Source organism: Streptomyces rapamycinicus NRRL 5491, assembly GCF_024298965.1.
Taxonomy (GTDB): domain Bacteria; phylum Actinomycetota; class Actinomycetes; order Streptomycetales; family Streptomycetaceae; genus Streptomyces; species Streptomyces rapamycinicus.
In genome coordinates this window covers 11,602,284-11,616,300 of record NZ_CP085193.1, presented here as the reverse complement: position 1 = coordinate 11,616,300, position 14,017 = coordinate 11,602,284, and the positions used below count along the sequence as shown (strand labels likewise).

Sequence of the window (14,017 nt, the reverse complement as noted above, 5' to 3'; positions counted from 1 at the left end):
CTGCTGGTGGCGCGCCGTCTCAGGGGCGGGGATCGGGGAGGGTGGGCCCGCCGTCGGCCAGGGGCGGCGCGGGGAATTCATGGCGGGACCGCATCCGGCTCTGGGTGATGACGCTGACCGCGAGGAGCGGCGTCAGCAGCGCCAGGGCGGGTGCCGCTCCGGCGCCCGCGGCCACCACCGCCGCGGCCAGCACCAGGCGTTCGGCGACGAGGACGGCGTGGGCGCGCAGTGCCAGCGCGGGGGCGAGGTGCCCCGGTGGCCTCAGAGCCTGTGTCATATCCCCGGTCGGATCAGCGTGCGGCGTCAGGGGGGCACCTCCCAGCGGTAGCTGGGGGAACGTGCCAGGCGTCGCACGCCCGGCCGGGGATATGACACAGGCCCTCAGCAGCAGCCCGAAGGCGCCCGCGCCGCACAGCGCCGCCGCCGACAGCAGTACGAGATACCCGGCGGTGTCCCTGGGCACCAGCCCGGTGGCGGCGAAGGCCACGGCCACGGCGGCCAGATACAGCGCGGCGGCGGTGTGGGTGGCGCTGCGGAGACCCCGGCGCACCGGCACGGTGGCGTAGCCGCCCTCGCGGTCGCCGTCGACGTCGCGGAGGGTGCCGACGAGGTTGGACGCGGTGTCATGGGCCAGGAACACCAGGGCGAAGGGCAGCGCCCGCCACGGTGGCCACGGCTGTACGGCCATCGCGCCGAAGAGCACGGTGAGCGCGGTCAGCACGCCGCGGATGAGATTGCCCGGCAGGCCCCGCCCCTTGAGGACGCGGCTGTAGGCGACGATGCCCGCCATGGCGGCGGCGGCCACGGCCACGGCGCGCCAGTTGGCCCACAGGGCCAGCGCGGCGACGGCCACGATGCAGCCGATGCCCGTGACCACCGCCGTGCGTGGGCTCAACCGCCCGGAGGGTATGGGCCGTTGGGGCTTGCTGAGCGCGTCGAGGTCACGGTCGTAGTAGTCGCCGAGATAGTGGCCGGCGACCCAGCCGAGGGTCGGCGCGGCCCAGGCCACCGTCAGCTGCCCGGTGGTGGGGTGCGCTCCGGCGAGGGTGGCTCCGGCGAGCCCGACCAGCCCGGGGTACCAGAGGGTGTACGGGCGCCAGGTCTGCAGATGGGCCAGGAGTGCGGTGCGCGGGGCCGCCACGGCGTCACCGGTCCCGGCTGACCGACAGATCGGCCACCGCCGCGAGTACGGCGGTGGCCCGGGAGCGGGGCAGCGGCTCCAGACAGGACTTGGCGCGGTCGGCCTGGGCCGTGGCCCGGTCCCGCGCGGCGGTGAGCGCGCCGGTCGTCTCCAGCAGCTCGTGCACCGTCCGCAGTGCGTCGGCGGCGGGCAGGACGCCGCCGAGCGCCGCCTCCAGCCGGGCGCGGGCCGGGGCGTCGGCCATGGCGTGGCAGAGCAGGACGGGGAAGGTGGGCCGGGCGGCCGCGATGTCGCTGAGCGCGGACTTGCCGGTGGTGCGGCTGTCGCTGGTGTACGGCAGCAGGTCGTCGTGCATCTGGAAGGCCAGCCCCAGATGTTCGGCGTAGGAGGTGAGCGCGTGCTGCTGGGCGGGGGATCCGCCGCCCAGGATCGCCCCGCCCCGGCAGGCGGCCCGGAACAGCGCCCCGGTCTTCAGGGAGCTCATGGTGAGGTACCGGTCGAGGCCGCAGCCGAGGTCGCCCCTGAGCTCGCTCTCCATCGCCTGGCCGCGGCACAGGTCGACGCCCGCCCGGGCGAAGACCCGCACCGCGCCGAGGACACGGCCCGGCGGCAGCCCGCCTGCGTCCCCGGTGAACGGTCCGGCGGCCTCGGTGAACGGTCCGGCGCCCTCGCCGAGCGGTCCGGCGCCCTCGCCGAGCGGTCCGGCGTCTTCGGCGCCGTCGGTGAGCACGCCGAACATGCCCAGCATCAGGGCGTCCCCGGTGACGATGGCGTCGGTGGTGCCGTAGCGCGCCGCGACGGAGGGACGGCCCCGCCGCATGGTGTCCCCGTCGATGACGTCGTCGTGGACGAGGGAGCCCACATGGAGGTACTCCACGCTCAGCGCGGCCGGGACGACGGCGGGTCCGCCGCCGCCCACCGCCTCGGCCGACTCCATGAGCAGCAGCGGGCGCAGCAGCTTCCCGGCCGGGAGCAGGGCGTACCGGGAGATCTGGTGGAGGCGTTCGGCTTCCCGCGGCCAGCGCCGGTCGAGTTCGCGCAGCAGGAGCTCCATGGTCGGGGCGGCCTCGGCCAGCGGGTCGGCCAGCTCGGTGACCGCGACGTCGGGCGGGGTCACCGGGACGCCTCCCGGTACTTCCCGGCGAGCTCCGCGAACGCCTGGTTGGCCTCGGGCTCGGCGACGGTCACCCGTATCCCCTCGCCCGGTTTGCCGCACACCACCACGCCGTGGTCCGCGCAGAACTGGGTGAAGCGCTCCACACCGGATGTCATGGGCAGCCACAGGAAGTTGCCCTGGCTCGCGGGCGCCTCCCAGCCCTGGTCGAGCAGGATCCGGTGGAGCCGGTCGCGCTCCCCGGCAGTCTCGGCGCACTGCCGGAGCACCCGCTCATGGGCGCCGAGCGCGGCCAGGGCGGCCTCCTGCGCCACGGCGCTCACCCGGTAGAAGGGCAGGATCGTGCGGAGCGGGGCGAGCACGGGCTCATGCGCCACGAGATAGCCGACCCGCAGGCTGAGCAGCCCGTACGACTTGGAGAACGTCCGTACCACGCAGACCCGTTCATCGGCGCGGTGCAGGGCGATGCCGTCGGCGATGGCGCCGGGGTCGGCGAAGTCCCGGTACGCCTCGTCGATGACGACGGTGACGTGTGCGGGGAGCCGGTCCAGGAAGCGAAGGATCCGGTCATGCTCCAGCGCGGTGCCGGTGGGGTTGTTGGGGGTGCACAGCAGGACCATGCGGGTGTGGTCGGTGACGGCGTCGGCCATCGCCTTCAGATCGTGGTCGTATCCGGTGAGCGGCACCCGGACGGTGGTAGATCCGGCGTTGGCCGCCATCATCGGGTACGCCTCCCAGGAGGGCCAGGCGTGCACCGTGTCGGTGCCGGGTCCGGTGAGGGTGGAGAAGAGCTGCTGGAGCAGCGCCCCGGAGCCCGGTCCGGCGAGCACGTGCTCCGGCGCCACTCCCAGATGTGCGGCGAGGGCCTGACAGAGCCCGCCGCCGAGGGCATCCAGGGTACGGTGGGCGGTCCGCGCGGTGCGCAGGACGGCGTCCACCACTTCCGGAAGCGGAGGGTGAACGGTTTCGTTGAGCGACATCTGATGGAAGGGATTGTTCTCCGCGACCACCGGAGTCATGCGATTCCAGCCATCATGCATCGGGCACCATCCATCCATTCCAGCGGGGATTCGGGCGGAGGGAGGAAAGTCACCGCGCCCGGTTCCCCTTGCCGGTCCGGCCGGATCGTCGGGAAGGAAACCGTCGTGGGCGGGCTATGACCGTACGGTCAGCCAGTGCGGTTGGGGCCGTGTCCGATCGGTCAGTCCAATGGGCGAGTACGGGCGAAATCCGTCACCATGATTTTGACGGCCTATCGATCACGCGTCCAATTAAAGTCTTTCGGGAATTGATAAACGATTTCTATCGTCCTGTGGTGATCGAACTTCGCCAGCTCACCGTGCTCGCAGAGGTCTGTCGCTCCGGCTCGTACAGCGCCGCGGCGGACCACCTCGGTTACACCCAACCGGCCATCAGCTATCACATGCGCGCGCTGGAACGTGCCGTGGGCGTGCCGCTGACGGTCAAGGCGGGACGGGGGGTGCGGCTCACGCCCGCGGGGCACAGACTCGCCGAGCGCGCCCGGGGAGTGCTGGCCGGGCTGCGGGACGTGGAGAACGAGTTCGAGGCGCTCGCCGCGCGCACCCGTGGCCGGGTGCGGATGTCCTCCGTGCAGAGCGTCTGTGTCGCCGTGCTGCCCGCGGCGCTGGCCAGGCTGGGCGCCTCCCGTATCGAGGTGGAGGTCGAGCTGGGCCAGACCGCCTCCCATGACGCGTACCGGCTGCTGGACGCGGGCGAGACGGATCTGGCGATCGTCGCCGACGACGAGCCGGGAGAGGCCGACGAGCCCGCGGAGACCCCGCTGCGCCGGGTCCCGCTGCTGGTCGACCGCCGCCATGTGCTGCTGCCGCGTGGCCACGCGCTCGCGGCGCGGCGCAGCGTCCGCCTCGCCGATCTGGCGCGGGAGCGGTGGATCCTGGAGCGGGACCGCGAGCGGCTGCTGCGGCGCTGCGCGGAGGCGGGGTTCGAACCCCGGGTGGTGACCACGACCGATGACCAGGCGACGACCCTCGGCCTGGTGGGCGACGGGGTGGGCATCGCCCTGATGGACGGCCTCGGGCTGCTCCCCCGGCCCCATCCGCGGGTCGAGCCGCGCCCGCTGGACGACTGGCCCCGGCGCCATGTCTGCGCGCTGCTGCGGCCGGAGGCGGCCAGGGTGCCCGCGGTGGCCGCCCTGCTGGAGGCGCTGCGTGCGGTGGCGGTCGAGCAGGCGGGGGGTGCCGTCGAGGCGGCGACGGCCTGACGCCGGGGCTATCGCATCCGGTGCGGGGCGCTATCGCATCCGGTGCGGGGCCCGTCGTCTCCGGCGCCGCGCCTGTCGCATCCGGCGCCGGGGCCCTCTCATCCGCCGTGGACCAGGCTCAGAGCCCCGCTCACCCACCGTGGGCCAGGCTCAGGGCCCGGGTGCCGGGGGCACAGCTCTCGCGGAGGGCGGTCAGTTCGGCGGGCGGCAGGGTCGCGGCGGCCGTGCCGCGGCGGTCGCCGTCGAGCAGGGCGCGTCCGGCCGCCAGCCACTCCGGCAGCGGTTCCACCCCGAGGTGGTGGGCCAGCCGGGTGAGCTCACGCTCGGGCGCGTCGAGAAGGCCCTCGTAGGACAGGGACATCCGGATCGCGGCGGGGAGCCGCGACAGATGCCCCAGCCCCTCGACGATCGTGCTCGACCACAGCTCGCCGAACTCGGCCACCGGCACGGACCGTTCGTACAGCGGCCGCAGATCGGCCTCGTCGTCGCTGAGCAGCGCCGCGAGACCGGCCGGAAGGTCCTCGGTGCTCGTCGCGCGCTCCGTCATCAGCTGGATCAGCCGGAATCCCGGGTGGCGGCTCATGGAGAGCGCGCAGTCGGCGCCGTCCCGGTGGAGGTGGACGAACCGGGCCTCGGGGAAGACCTCCCTCAGCCGGGGCACCGAGCGCAGCGAATAGCCGGACCGCTCCACGACGGCCCGTCCGCCGAACCGCTCCCCCAGCAGTCCGAACAGCGCCCGGTAGTGATCGGCCACGGGCGCCGCGGGCCGCCGGGACAGCTCTGGCTCCAGGGCGTCGAACAGCGCGTCGGGGTCGTCGGTGAGATGCGGCAGCGTCATCATGCACACCGCCGGAATGCCACCGCCCGGCACCGAGAACCGCCCCCCCTTGACATGCGGATACCGGTACTCGGGCAGTGGGATGCCATCGCGGATGACACGGTTGGCGAACGAGCGCGGAGCGGCGAGGATCCGCCAGAACTCCGCCCCGGTCAGCGGCGCCCCGGGCAGCGCGTCCGGCTCCAGCGAGGCGATCAGCTCGCTCACGCTCAGCAGATCCGGATGCAGCCGCAGGATGCGCGACAGAGCGGTCGAACCGCAGCGTCCGGTCCCCACGACGAAGGTCAGCGGCCGTACGGTCACCCCAGGTGCCCCTTCCGTCTCCGACGACTACCGGCCTCCCTACCCATCGCCGCCCCCGCGCACCCCCGGCCACTCCCGCCACTCGTGGCATACCTCGTCACCAGTGGTCCCCGCAGGCGCTCTTGAGGTCGGCTCGGCGTGACCGTACGTTCCACCGGACGGCCACCGCAGGACACACCCCGCACACCGCGGGGTCCGACACTTGAGGCCGTCACCGCACCTTCAAGACCTTGGAGGAGCCATGTCCGCACCTGTGTTCAGCCGCCGTCACGGTATGCGCGCCGCGGCCGCGGCGGCCGTCGCGCTTCCGCTCGCCTCCCAGCCGCAGAACGTGGCCGCGGCCGCCCCCGTCACCCCGATCGCCCCCGCCGACGGTCCCCGGCTGGCCGTCATGACGTTCAACCTGCGCTACGCGAGCGACGCCGAGCCCAACTCCTGGGGGCAGCGCCGCCCCGTCATGCGGGAGCTGCTGCGCCAGGCCCGGCCCCATCTGCTGGGCACTCAGGAGGGGCTGTACGGCCAGCTGCGCGACATCGCCCACGACCTCGGGCAGCGCTACTCGTGGATCGGCACCGGACGGATGGGGGGCAGCCGGGACGAGTTCATGGCCGTCTTCTACGACACCACGCGGCTCGAACCCCTCGAGTACGACCACTTCTGGCTGTCCGACACCCCGAATGTGATCGGCTCCAACACCTGGGGCGGGGCCGTGGTCCGGATGGTCACCTGGGTGCGCTTCCACGACCGGCACACCGGCAAGGAGTTCTACGCCCTCAACACCCATCTGGACCACCGGAGCCAGAACGCCCGTGAGCGCTCCGCCGCCCTGATCACCGAGCGCCTCGGCGCTCTGGACTCCGCGCTCCCCCGCATCGTGACCGGTGACTTCAATGTGGCGGCCCACGGCAACCCGGTCTACGACGCCATGCTGGGCGGCGGCACGCTGGTGGACACCTGGGACACCGCCGAGCGGCACGGCCCGCTGTACGGGACGTTCCACGGCTTTGGCCCGCTGGTCCCCGACGGCGACCGGATCGACTGGATCCTGACCTCACCCGGTGTGCGCACCCGCCACGCCGTCATCGACACCTACTCGCGGGACGGCCAGTTCCCCAGCGACCATCTGCCGGTGCGGACGGTCCTGGAGCTGTAACGCGGAGCCCCCTCAGAGACGGTCCCCGCCGACGGCCCGTCAGCGGCCGGGCGCCTCCGCGGAGAGCGTCCGCAGCCGCAGCAGGGTGGTCACGGCCAGCAGGGCCACACAGCCCGTGAAGATCAGCCCGGCGGGCCGCAGCCCGACCGCGACCGTGAGCGCGCCCACGCCGATCACCGGAATCGAGATCGCCAGATACATCAGTACGAACAGGGCGGAGGTGACCTCGGCGCGGTGGTCGGCCGGGCTGCGCTCGGTCACCACCCGTACGGCCGCGTGGAACGACAGACCCTGACCCGTCCCCGCGATGACGGCGCCCAGCACCAGCAACTCCAGTGACGCGATCGCGAGCGAGCCGGCGATGGCCGCCATACCGGCCACCAGCACCGCGCATCCCCCGGGCAGCGAACGTCCCGGACCCAGCCGCTCCCCCAGCGCCTGCCCGGCGATCGAGGCGGCGAACACGGAGAACGCCACGGCACCTGCGACCGCGAGACTGCCCTCCCCCTCCACCTCGCTCAGGAACGTGGGCGACACCGAGGTGAACAGGCCCAGCGTGGCGAAGCCGGCGAACCCCGCCATGGCCGCGGCCGCGAACGTCGAGCGCATCTCCTTGGGCACCCGCAGCCGCTGCGGCCTCAGCGGCGGGCGGCTCCGCCTCCGTACGGTCTCCGGGAGGGCGAGCACCACGGCGGCGCCGACCGCCACCAGCACCAGGTCCACCACGAACACCAGTTTCAGCGGCGCCGGGGCGTACTGCGCCAGCACCCCCGCCAGCAACGGACCGAGCCCGAGCCCACCCAGGTTGGCCCCGGTCGCGAGGAGGGTGGCGCCACGGCGCCGACGCTCGGGCGCCAGCTCGATCACCGTCACGGTGGCGGTGCCGGTGGCCAGACCGGCGGACAGCCCCGACAGGGTGCGTCCCGCGAACAGCTCCGGCAGTCCCTGGGCGAGGAGGAAGCACACCGCACTCAGGCCCGACAGCACCAGCGCGGCGAGCATGACGGGCCGTCGCCCGATGAAGTCGGACACGCTTCCGAGCAGCAGCAGCGCGACGATGACCCCCGCCGCGTACACGGCGAAGATCACCGTGACCATGAACGAGGAGAAGCCGAACTCCCGCTGGTAGAGCGAGTAGAGCGGAGTGGGCAGCGTCGTACCGCACATCGTGACCACGAAGGCGTAGGCGGCCGCCAGGAACGGCCATCCCCGCCCCCCGTCGTCCACGTCACCGCGGCGGCTATCCATACGACCCGATTCCACCACAAAACACCTGTCCGTCAAACGCGGTGGCGCGCCGCCCCCTGCCTGGCGGGTTACGTGCGGTAGCGGGGCATCCCGTCATTCGGCCCTCATCGCATGCGGCAGGATGGCACCTTACGCCGGAGCCGTACACATGTACCCCCGGCACCGCCCGTAGAACCCAGGCACGAGCAGGTGACAAGGTGATTCCACTGAACTCCAGACCGGGGGCCGCACCGACGACGGCATGCCGCACGGCCGCTTCTGACGCGCTTTCCGGGATAGCGGACGGTGGCCGATGAACCGGGCTCTCACCTTGCACGATGTCATCGTCGTCGGAGCGGCGCTGGTCTGCGGCGCGGCCGGGGGTGTGCTGCTGCGCTTGGCGCTGCGCTGGCTGGGTGAGCGGGCCCGGTCCACCCGGTGGAGCGGCGACGACATCATCGTCGACACGTTGCGCACCCTGGCCCCGTGGGCATCGATGGCCGCAGGTGTCGCCGCCGCGGCCGCAGCGCTGCCGCTGAACCGCACGGTCGGCCATGACGTCAATCAGACGCTCGTGGCCGTGCTGATCCTGGTCACCACGGTCACGGCGGCGCGGGTGGTGGCCGATCTGGTGCGCTCGCTGGCGCTGTCCCGCTCCGGAGTGGCGGGAACGGCCAGCATCTTCGTCAACATCACACGGATCGCCGTCCTGGCGATGGGCGTGCTGATCCTGCTGGAGACGCTGGGCGTCTCGATCGCTCCCCTGCTCACCGCCCTGGGCGTGGGTGGTCTGGCGGTCGCCCTGGCCTTGCAGGACACGCTGGCCAACCTCTTCGCGGGGGTGCACATCCTGGCCTCCAAGACGGTGCAGCCCGGCCACTACATCCGGCTCAGCAGTGGGGAGGAGGGGTATGTGGTCGACATCAACTGGCGCAACACGGCGGTACGGCAGCTGTCGGACAACCTCGTCATCATCCCGAACGCCAAGCTGGGCAACACCATCATGACCAACTTTCACCAGCCCGAGCAGCAGATGTCGGTCATGGTCCAGGCGCGGGTCGGCTACGGAAGCGATCTGGACCATGTCGAGCGGGTGACCATCGAGGTCGCCGGGAAGGTGATGTCCGGGGTCGAGGGCGGGGTCGTCGACCACGAGACGAGTGTGCGCTTCCATACCTTCGGAGAGTCCGGCATCGACTTCTCGGTGTTTCTGCGGGCCCTGGAGTTCAGCGACCAGTACCTCATCAAGCATGAGTTCATGAAGGAGCTGCACCGCCGGTTCCGCGCCGAGGGGATCGAGATCCCGCTGCCCACGCGGACGCTCGTACTGCCCGACCAGGACCGGACGCCGCTGCCCAGCCGGCCGGCGATCTGACGCTCCCAGCCGTCAGCCGCCAGCCGCCAGCCGTCAAGGCAGCAACCGCCGCTCGGTGGCCACCGCCACCGCCCCGGCCCGGGTCTCGACCCCCAATTTCCCGTAGATCCGTCCCAGATGGGTCTTGACCGTGGCCTCGCTGATGAACAGGGCCCGGGCGATCTCCCGGTTGCCCAGGCCACGGGCCAGCTGCCGGAGGATGTCGCGCTCCCGTTCGGAAAGCGCGGGGCGCGGGCTGCGCATCCGGGCCAGCACCCGGTCGGCGACCGGAGCCGACAGCGCGGTACGGCCGGAGGCCGCGTTCCGGATCGCCGCGAACAGCTCCTCCGGCCGCTCGGCCTTGAGCAGATAGCCGGTGGCCCCGGCCTCGATGGCACGGGTGATGTCGGCGTCGGTGTCGAACATGGTGAGCACCAGGACACGGGGCGCGGGGGGATCGCCGGAGACCAGCCGCCGGGTGGCGGTCACCCCGTCCATCCCCTCTCCGAGCTGCAGATCCATCAGCACCACATCGGGCCGGAGCCGGGCGGCCATGGCGAGGGCCTCCTCGCCGCTGCCCGCCTCGCCGACCACCTCGATGCCGTCGGTGCTGGCCAGCAGCGCCCGCAGCCCGGCCCGCACCACGGCGTGGTCGTCGCAGAGCAGCAGCCGGATGGCGGGGGTGGCCGACGGCGTCGGGGACGGGGTCGGGCTCATGGCGTGGCCTCCACGGGGCGGTCGGGGACGGAGGCAGGAAGGGGTTCGACGGGGATCGCGGCCGAGACCACGGTTCCCTCGCCCGGTACGGACTCGACGGTGAGCGTGCCGCCCAGCTGCCGTACGCGGGCCCGCATGGCCGGGAGCCCGTGTCCGCGCGACCGGTCCGCGCCGGGGGCGGGGACGGCGTCGGTGTCGAAACCGCGGCCGTCATCGGCGATGTCCAGACAGATCTGGTCGCCCAGGCAGGTCAGGGTGAGCGCGGCCCGGCTCGCCCCGGCGTGCTCCCGCACATTGGCCAGCGCGCCCTGGGCGATGCGCAGCAGCGCCGCCTCCACCCGCTCGGGCAGCGGGCCGGGCGGTCCGTCGAGCCGGAAGTCCACCGCCGAACCGGCATCGCTCTCCCGCTCGGCGAGCGCGCCGAGCGCCTGGGCCAGCGAGCCCTCGGCGAGGTCGGCCGGGGCCAGGTCCTGGACGAACCGGCGGGCCTCGGTGAGGCTGCGGGACGCGATCTCCGCCGCGTTCCGCATATGTCCCCGGGCGGCTTGCGGGTCCGTCTCCCAGGTGCGGTCGGCGGCCTGGAGCAGCATCCGCTGGCTGGACAGGCCCTGGGCGAGGGTGTCATGGATCTCCGAGGACAGCCGCTGGCGCTCGGCCAGGATCCCCGCCCGCCGCTCGGTCGCGGCCAGATCGCGGCGGGTGCGGACCAGGTCGTCGATCAGCACCCGCTGCCGCGCCGACTGGCGCCGCAGATGGATGAGGACGGCGGCGGCCACGGCGGCGATGGCGGGCGGCGCGATCAGCGCGTTGGGGTCGAAGCCGTCGTGCATGAACCGCAGTTTGGAGGCGACGACCAGCGCGGTGAGCACGGCGGCAAGGGGCACCGCGAACCGGGTGGGCAGGGTGTGCAGACCGGTGAAGAACAGCGGCATGGCGCACCACGCGGCGCTCGGCGCGAGGACCAGCAGCGCCACCCATGCGGCGAGCACCGCGGTCAGCCAGAGCAGATAGCGGCCGGAGGGCCGGCCGCCGGGGCTCGGCGCGGGCGCCGGCCACCGGCCGGGCAGATAGAGCGCGCCGAAGGCCACGAAGAGGGCGACGACCCAGCCGTTGGGCACGCTGCCGGTGTCGCGGATCAGATAGCGGATCAGCGAGGACCCCAGCAGCAGGAAGAACGCGATGTGCAGGACCGCGGTCAGCCACCGCTCGTCCGGATCGTCCGGCCCGTCGGATCCGGACCGCCCGGACCACGCCGACCACGGTGCCGACCACGCCTTCGGCCTCGGCGCCCACCCGGACCGCCCGACCGCCCTGACCGCCGACCGCACCCCGACCCCTCCCCTGCTCTCCGGTTCACTCCCTCAGCCAGTCCTAACGCGCCGGACCGGGCGCCGCATCATCCGATCGGTTGATACGGCGATCATCCGGACCGCCTCCTGACCGGGGCCGCTCCGCCGATCCCCGCCGCCGCCACGGCGCCGAGGCTGGTACCGACCACGACGACGCGGGAACGCATGGGTCGCCAGGCCACCGCGTCCACACCACCAGCACGAGAGAGTCCCCATGCCCGCCAAGAACCTCAGCGTCAACCGCTCCGCCCTCGGCCACCGGGTCTCCTACGCACTGCGCCATCCGCAGCGCGTACCGCGCCATCTGGTCCGCGCCGGCCGGGACGCCTGGCTGCGCTACCGCTACCCGGACCATGTCGCGTACTACCGCGCGGTGATGAGGTCGGACACCCGTACCAGTCCGGAGGCGGCGGTCGGCAGCCACAGCCATGAGCGGTGGCTGGCGCTGGGCGCGATGCAATTCGACTATCTCCTCGGCCACGGGCTGCGCCCGGAGCACCGGATGCTGGAGATCGGCTGTGGCAATCTGCGGGCGGGCTGGCGGTTCATCAGCCATCTGGAGCCGGGCCACTACTACGGCATCGACATCTCGCCCGACATCCTGGCGGCCGCGCAGGACACGCTGGTGCGCCAGGGGCTGCAGGGCCGTCTGCCCACTCTCACCCCGGTCCGCGATCTGACGCTGCGGTTCCTGCCCGACGCCCACTTCGACGTGGTGCACGCGCACAGCGTGTTCTCGCACTCGCCACTGCCGGTCATAGAGGAGTGCCTGGCCCACGTCGGCCGTGTCATGGCGCCTGGCGGCTGGTTCGACTTCACCTTCGACCGCACCGAGGGCATGGAACACCAGGTGCTGCGGGAGGACTTCTACTACCGCACCGAGACGCTCATCGCCCTGGCGGAGAAACACGGTCTGGCCGCGCGCTTCATGGCGGACTGGGAGGAGCTGCCGCACGGCCAGTCGAAGATCCGCGTCACCCACCGCGAGGGCGGACGGACGTCCTGACCCGACGGGCGGTCAAGCCCGGTGGTCCGCCTCGGAACGGCGGGGCGGACCCGGTGCTCCCCGGGAACAGGCCGACTATTCGAAGACGCAATTCCTGAGGCATATGTTGCCTTCGAAGCCTGTGACACACTTCATATCGCCCTACACAGGACAAAATCGTTGGTAGTGAGTGCCGTAGACTTTTAGTACGTACTGTTGCGTGGTGGATAGACGAATACATGGAGCACCAAGAGGTCACTCATGCAGCCCTTCGTACTGAAGCACGCAATCCCCGCCGAGCGGTCGTCGGCCAGTGTTCCCTACGCCTATAACGCCGCCCTGCAGTTGAATGTCCTCTCCGACGGCCGTCCGGCCATCGCCGACCGGGCGGTGCTGCTGGCGACCGGCACGACCACGTCCACAGCCGGCTCCAAGACGCACTTCGACGACTGACCTGCACACACATCGATGACGGTACTCATCCTGACCTGTCGCCAGGATGTCACTGCCGACTTGGTGGTGGCGGAGCTGCGCGAACAAGGCGTCCCTCTGGTGCGTTTCGATCCGGCGGACCTTCCGGATCAGGCCGCCCTGTCGGTCGAATTCGACCGTGGTGACTTCACTGGATTTCTGTCGACCGAGGGACGCCTCGTCAGCATCCACGGTGTGCGGTCCATCTGGGTGCGCAGGCCGGGGCGGCCGGCGGCGCACGCGGCGAATCCGTCGGAGTGGCTGACGGCCGAGTGCGGACAGGCCCTGTACGGGATGCTCTACGGGACAACGGCACGCTGGATGAACCATCCCGCGGCCGCCGAACCGGCCCGCCACAAACCCTTCCAGTTGCGGGTCGCCCAGCACAGCGGTTTCGCCGTGCCCTCGACTCTTGTCACCACCTATCCGCGCGCGGCGCGCGATTTCGCCGTCCAGTACTCGGACATCGTGGTGAAATCCGCCTCCGGTCCGCCGTCCGTCGATCCACCGGTCGCGCTGCCCACCACCCGTATCGGACCGGACACGGATTTCTCCGATGTCGCGGCCGGGGCGACCCTTCTCCAGCGCTACATTCCCAAAGCGGCGGACATCCGGCTGATCTGCGTCGGCAGTCAGTTATTCGCGGCGCGCAAGACCGCCGCCTCCGGCCAGGTGGACGGGCGCTATGGCTGTCATGGACACCGCTGGGAACCCGTCGAGGTGCCCGCCAGAATCGTGCGGTCCGTGCATGAGTACATGACGCTCACCGGTCTTGCCTACGGGGCCTTCGACTTCGCCGAGGACGCCGAGGGCGTGTGGTGGTTCCTGGAGTGCAACCAGGGCGGGCAATTCGGCTTTGTCGAGCTCGAGACCGGTCAGCCCATCGCGGCGGCGGTCGCGTCCTGGCTGGCGGCCCCCGGCGCCGCCCCGCACTGAGGGCCGGGCGCCCCGCCGGTTTTCCGGCTCCCGCGACCACATACGGTGGCGACCGGTGACGCGGAGGCAGCGCCCGCGGCCGTCGTGTGCGGCGCGGGCGCCGGGGCGCCCGGACACCGGGGCGTCGGGGGCGCCCTGGTGGGCCGGGCGCTGCGCCGGACCGGTCCGCCGGTCGTATGGTGAAGTG

The 14,017-nt window shown here is 72.1% G+C and carries 13 protein-coding genes; 6 read left to right on the top strand and 7 right to left on the bottom strand.

The features are described 5' to 3' along the window. Nucleotides 1-19: 19 nt before the first annotated feature. The 3 genes from LIV37_RS47610 to LIV37_RS47600 are packed head-to-tail and all read right to left on the bottom strand — an operon-like array spanning nt 20 to nt 3,274. Complete coding sequence (locus tag LIV37_RS47610; RefSeq protein WP_020874252.1) at nt 20-1,141, bottom strand: UbiA family prenyltransferase; 1,122 nt, start codon at nt 1,139-1,141, stop codon at nt 20-22. A 4-nt stretch (nt 1,142-1,145) separates the two neighbouring features. Continuing rightward, on the bottom strand, nt 1,146-2,258 hold the full coding sequence (locus LIV37_RS47605) for a polyprenyl synthetase family protein (RefSeq protein WP_020874251.1): 1,113 nt from the start codon (nt 2,256-2,258) through the stop codon (nt 1,146-1,148). After that, nucleotides 2,255-3,274 carry an aminotransferase class I/II-fold pyridoxal phosphate-dependent enzyme gene (locus LIV37_RS47600; protein ID WP_020874250.1) on the bottom strand — a complete coding sequence of 340 codons (1,020 nt, stop codon included), beginning with the start codon at nt 3,272-3,274 and terminating at the stop codon, nt 2,255-2,257. The genes LIV37_RS47605 and LIV37_RS47600 overlap by 4 nt, the downstream gene beginning before the upstream one ends. Nucleotides 3,275-3,570: 296 nt before the next feature. Between LIV37_RS47600 and LIV37_RS47595 the strand changes: the two genes are divergently transcribed. Further along, entirely contained in the window at nt 3,571-4,497 is a 927-nt protein-coding gene (locus LIV37_RS47595; RefSeq protein ID WP_158635000.1) for a LysR family transcriptional regulator, read from the top strand. Nucleotides 4,498-4,627: 130 nt separating this feature from the next. On the opposite strand, the gene LIV37_RS47590 is transcribed toward LIV37_RS47595, so the two are convergent. Continuing rightward, nucleotides 4,628-5,638: a sulfotransferase family protein gene (locus tag LIV37_RS47590; protein ID WP_020874248.1), complete on the bottom strand. Its 1,011-nt coding sequence runs from the start codon at nt 5,636-5,638 to the stop codon at nt 4,628-4,630. Nucleotides 5,639-5,879: 241 nt separating this feature from the next. On the opposite strand from LIV37_RS47590, the gene LIV37_RS47585 reads away from it, so the two are divergent. Next, entirely contained in the window at nt 5,880-6,791 is a 912-nt protein-coding gene (locus tag LIV37_RS47585; protein WP_121826527.1) for an endonuclease/exonuclease/phosphatase family protein, read from the top strand. Nucleotides 6,792-6,830: 39 nt separating this feature from the next. On the opposite strand, the gene LIV37_RS47580 is transcribed toward LIV37_RS47585, so the two are convergent. Then, nucleotides 6,831-8,039, bottom strand: a complete 1,209-nt coding sequence (locus tag LIV37_RS47580) for an MFS transporter (RefSeq protein WP_020874246.1) — start codon at nt 8,037-8,039, stop codon at nt 6,831-6,833. 292 nt (nt 8,040-8,331) lie between these two features. Here LIV37_RS47580 and LIV37_RS47575 point away from each other — a divergent pair, with 292 nt between their 5' ends. Beyond that, nucleotides 8,332-9,393, top strand: coding sequence for a mechanosensitive ion channel family protein (locus tag LIV37_RS47575; RefSeq protein ID WP_020874245.1), 1,062 nt, complete (start codon nt 8,332-8,334; stop codon nt 9,391-9,393). A gap of 33 nt (nt 9,394-9,426) precedes the next feature. Here LIV37_RS47575 and LIV37_RS47570 read toward each other — a convergent pair whose 3' ends face one another. Both LIV37_RS47570 and LIV37_RS47565 read right to left on the bottom strand, forming a co-directional pair. Beyond that, nucleotides 9,427-10,089: a response regulator gene (locus LIV37_RS47570; protein WP_020874244.1), complete on the bottom strand. Its 663-nt coding sequence runs from the start codon at nt 10,087-10,089 to the stop codon at nt 9,427-9,429. Further along, on the bottom strand, nt 10,086-11,417 hold the full coding sequence (locus LIV37_RS47565) for a sensor histidine kinase (RefSeq protein WP_020874243.1): 1,332 nt from the start codon (nt 11,415-11,417) through the stop codon (nt 10,086-10,088). Before LIV37_RS47565 ends, LIV37_RS47570 begins: the two co-directional genes overlap by 4 nt. A 235-nt stretch (nt 11,418-11,652) precedes the next feature. Between LIV37_RS47565 and LIV37_RS47560 the strand changes: the two genes are divergently transcribed. From LIV37_RS47560 to tgmB, 3 genes are all read left to right on the top strand, one after another. After that, nucleotides 11,653-12,444 carry a class I SAM-dependent methyltransferase gene (locus LIV37_RS47560; protein WP_020874242.1) on the top strand — a complete coding sequence of 264 codons (792 nt, stop codon included), beginning with the start codon at nt 11,653-11,655 and terminating at the stop codon, nt 12,442-12,444. Between the two features lie 240 nt (nt 12,445-12,684). Continuing rightward, the gene (tgmA, locus tag LIV37_RS47555) at nt 12,685-12,876 is read left to right on the top strand and encodes a putative ATP-grasp-modified RiPP (protein WP_020874241.1); all 192 of its coding nucleotides are present in this window, start codon (nt 12,685-12,687) and stop codon (nt 12,874-12,876) included. A 15-nt stretch (nt 12,877-12,891) separates the two neighbouring features. After that, nucleotides 12,892-13,830 carry an ATP-grasp ribosomal peptide maturase gene (tgmB, locus tag LIV37_RS47550; RefSeq protein ID WP_020874240.1) on the top strand — a complete coding sequence of 313 codons (939 nt, stop codon included), beginning with the start codon at nt 12,892-12,894 and terminating at the stop codon, nt 13,828-13,830. The last annotated feature ends 187 nt before the right edge of the window (nt 13,831-14,017 follow it).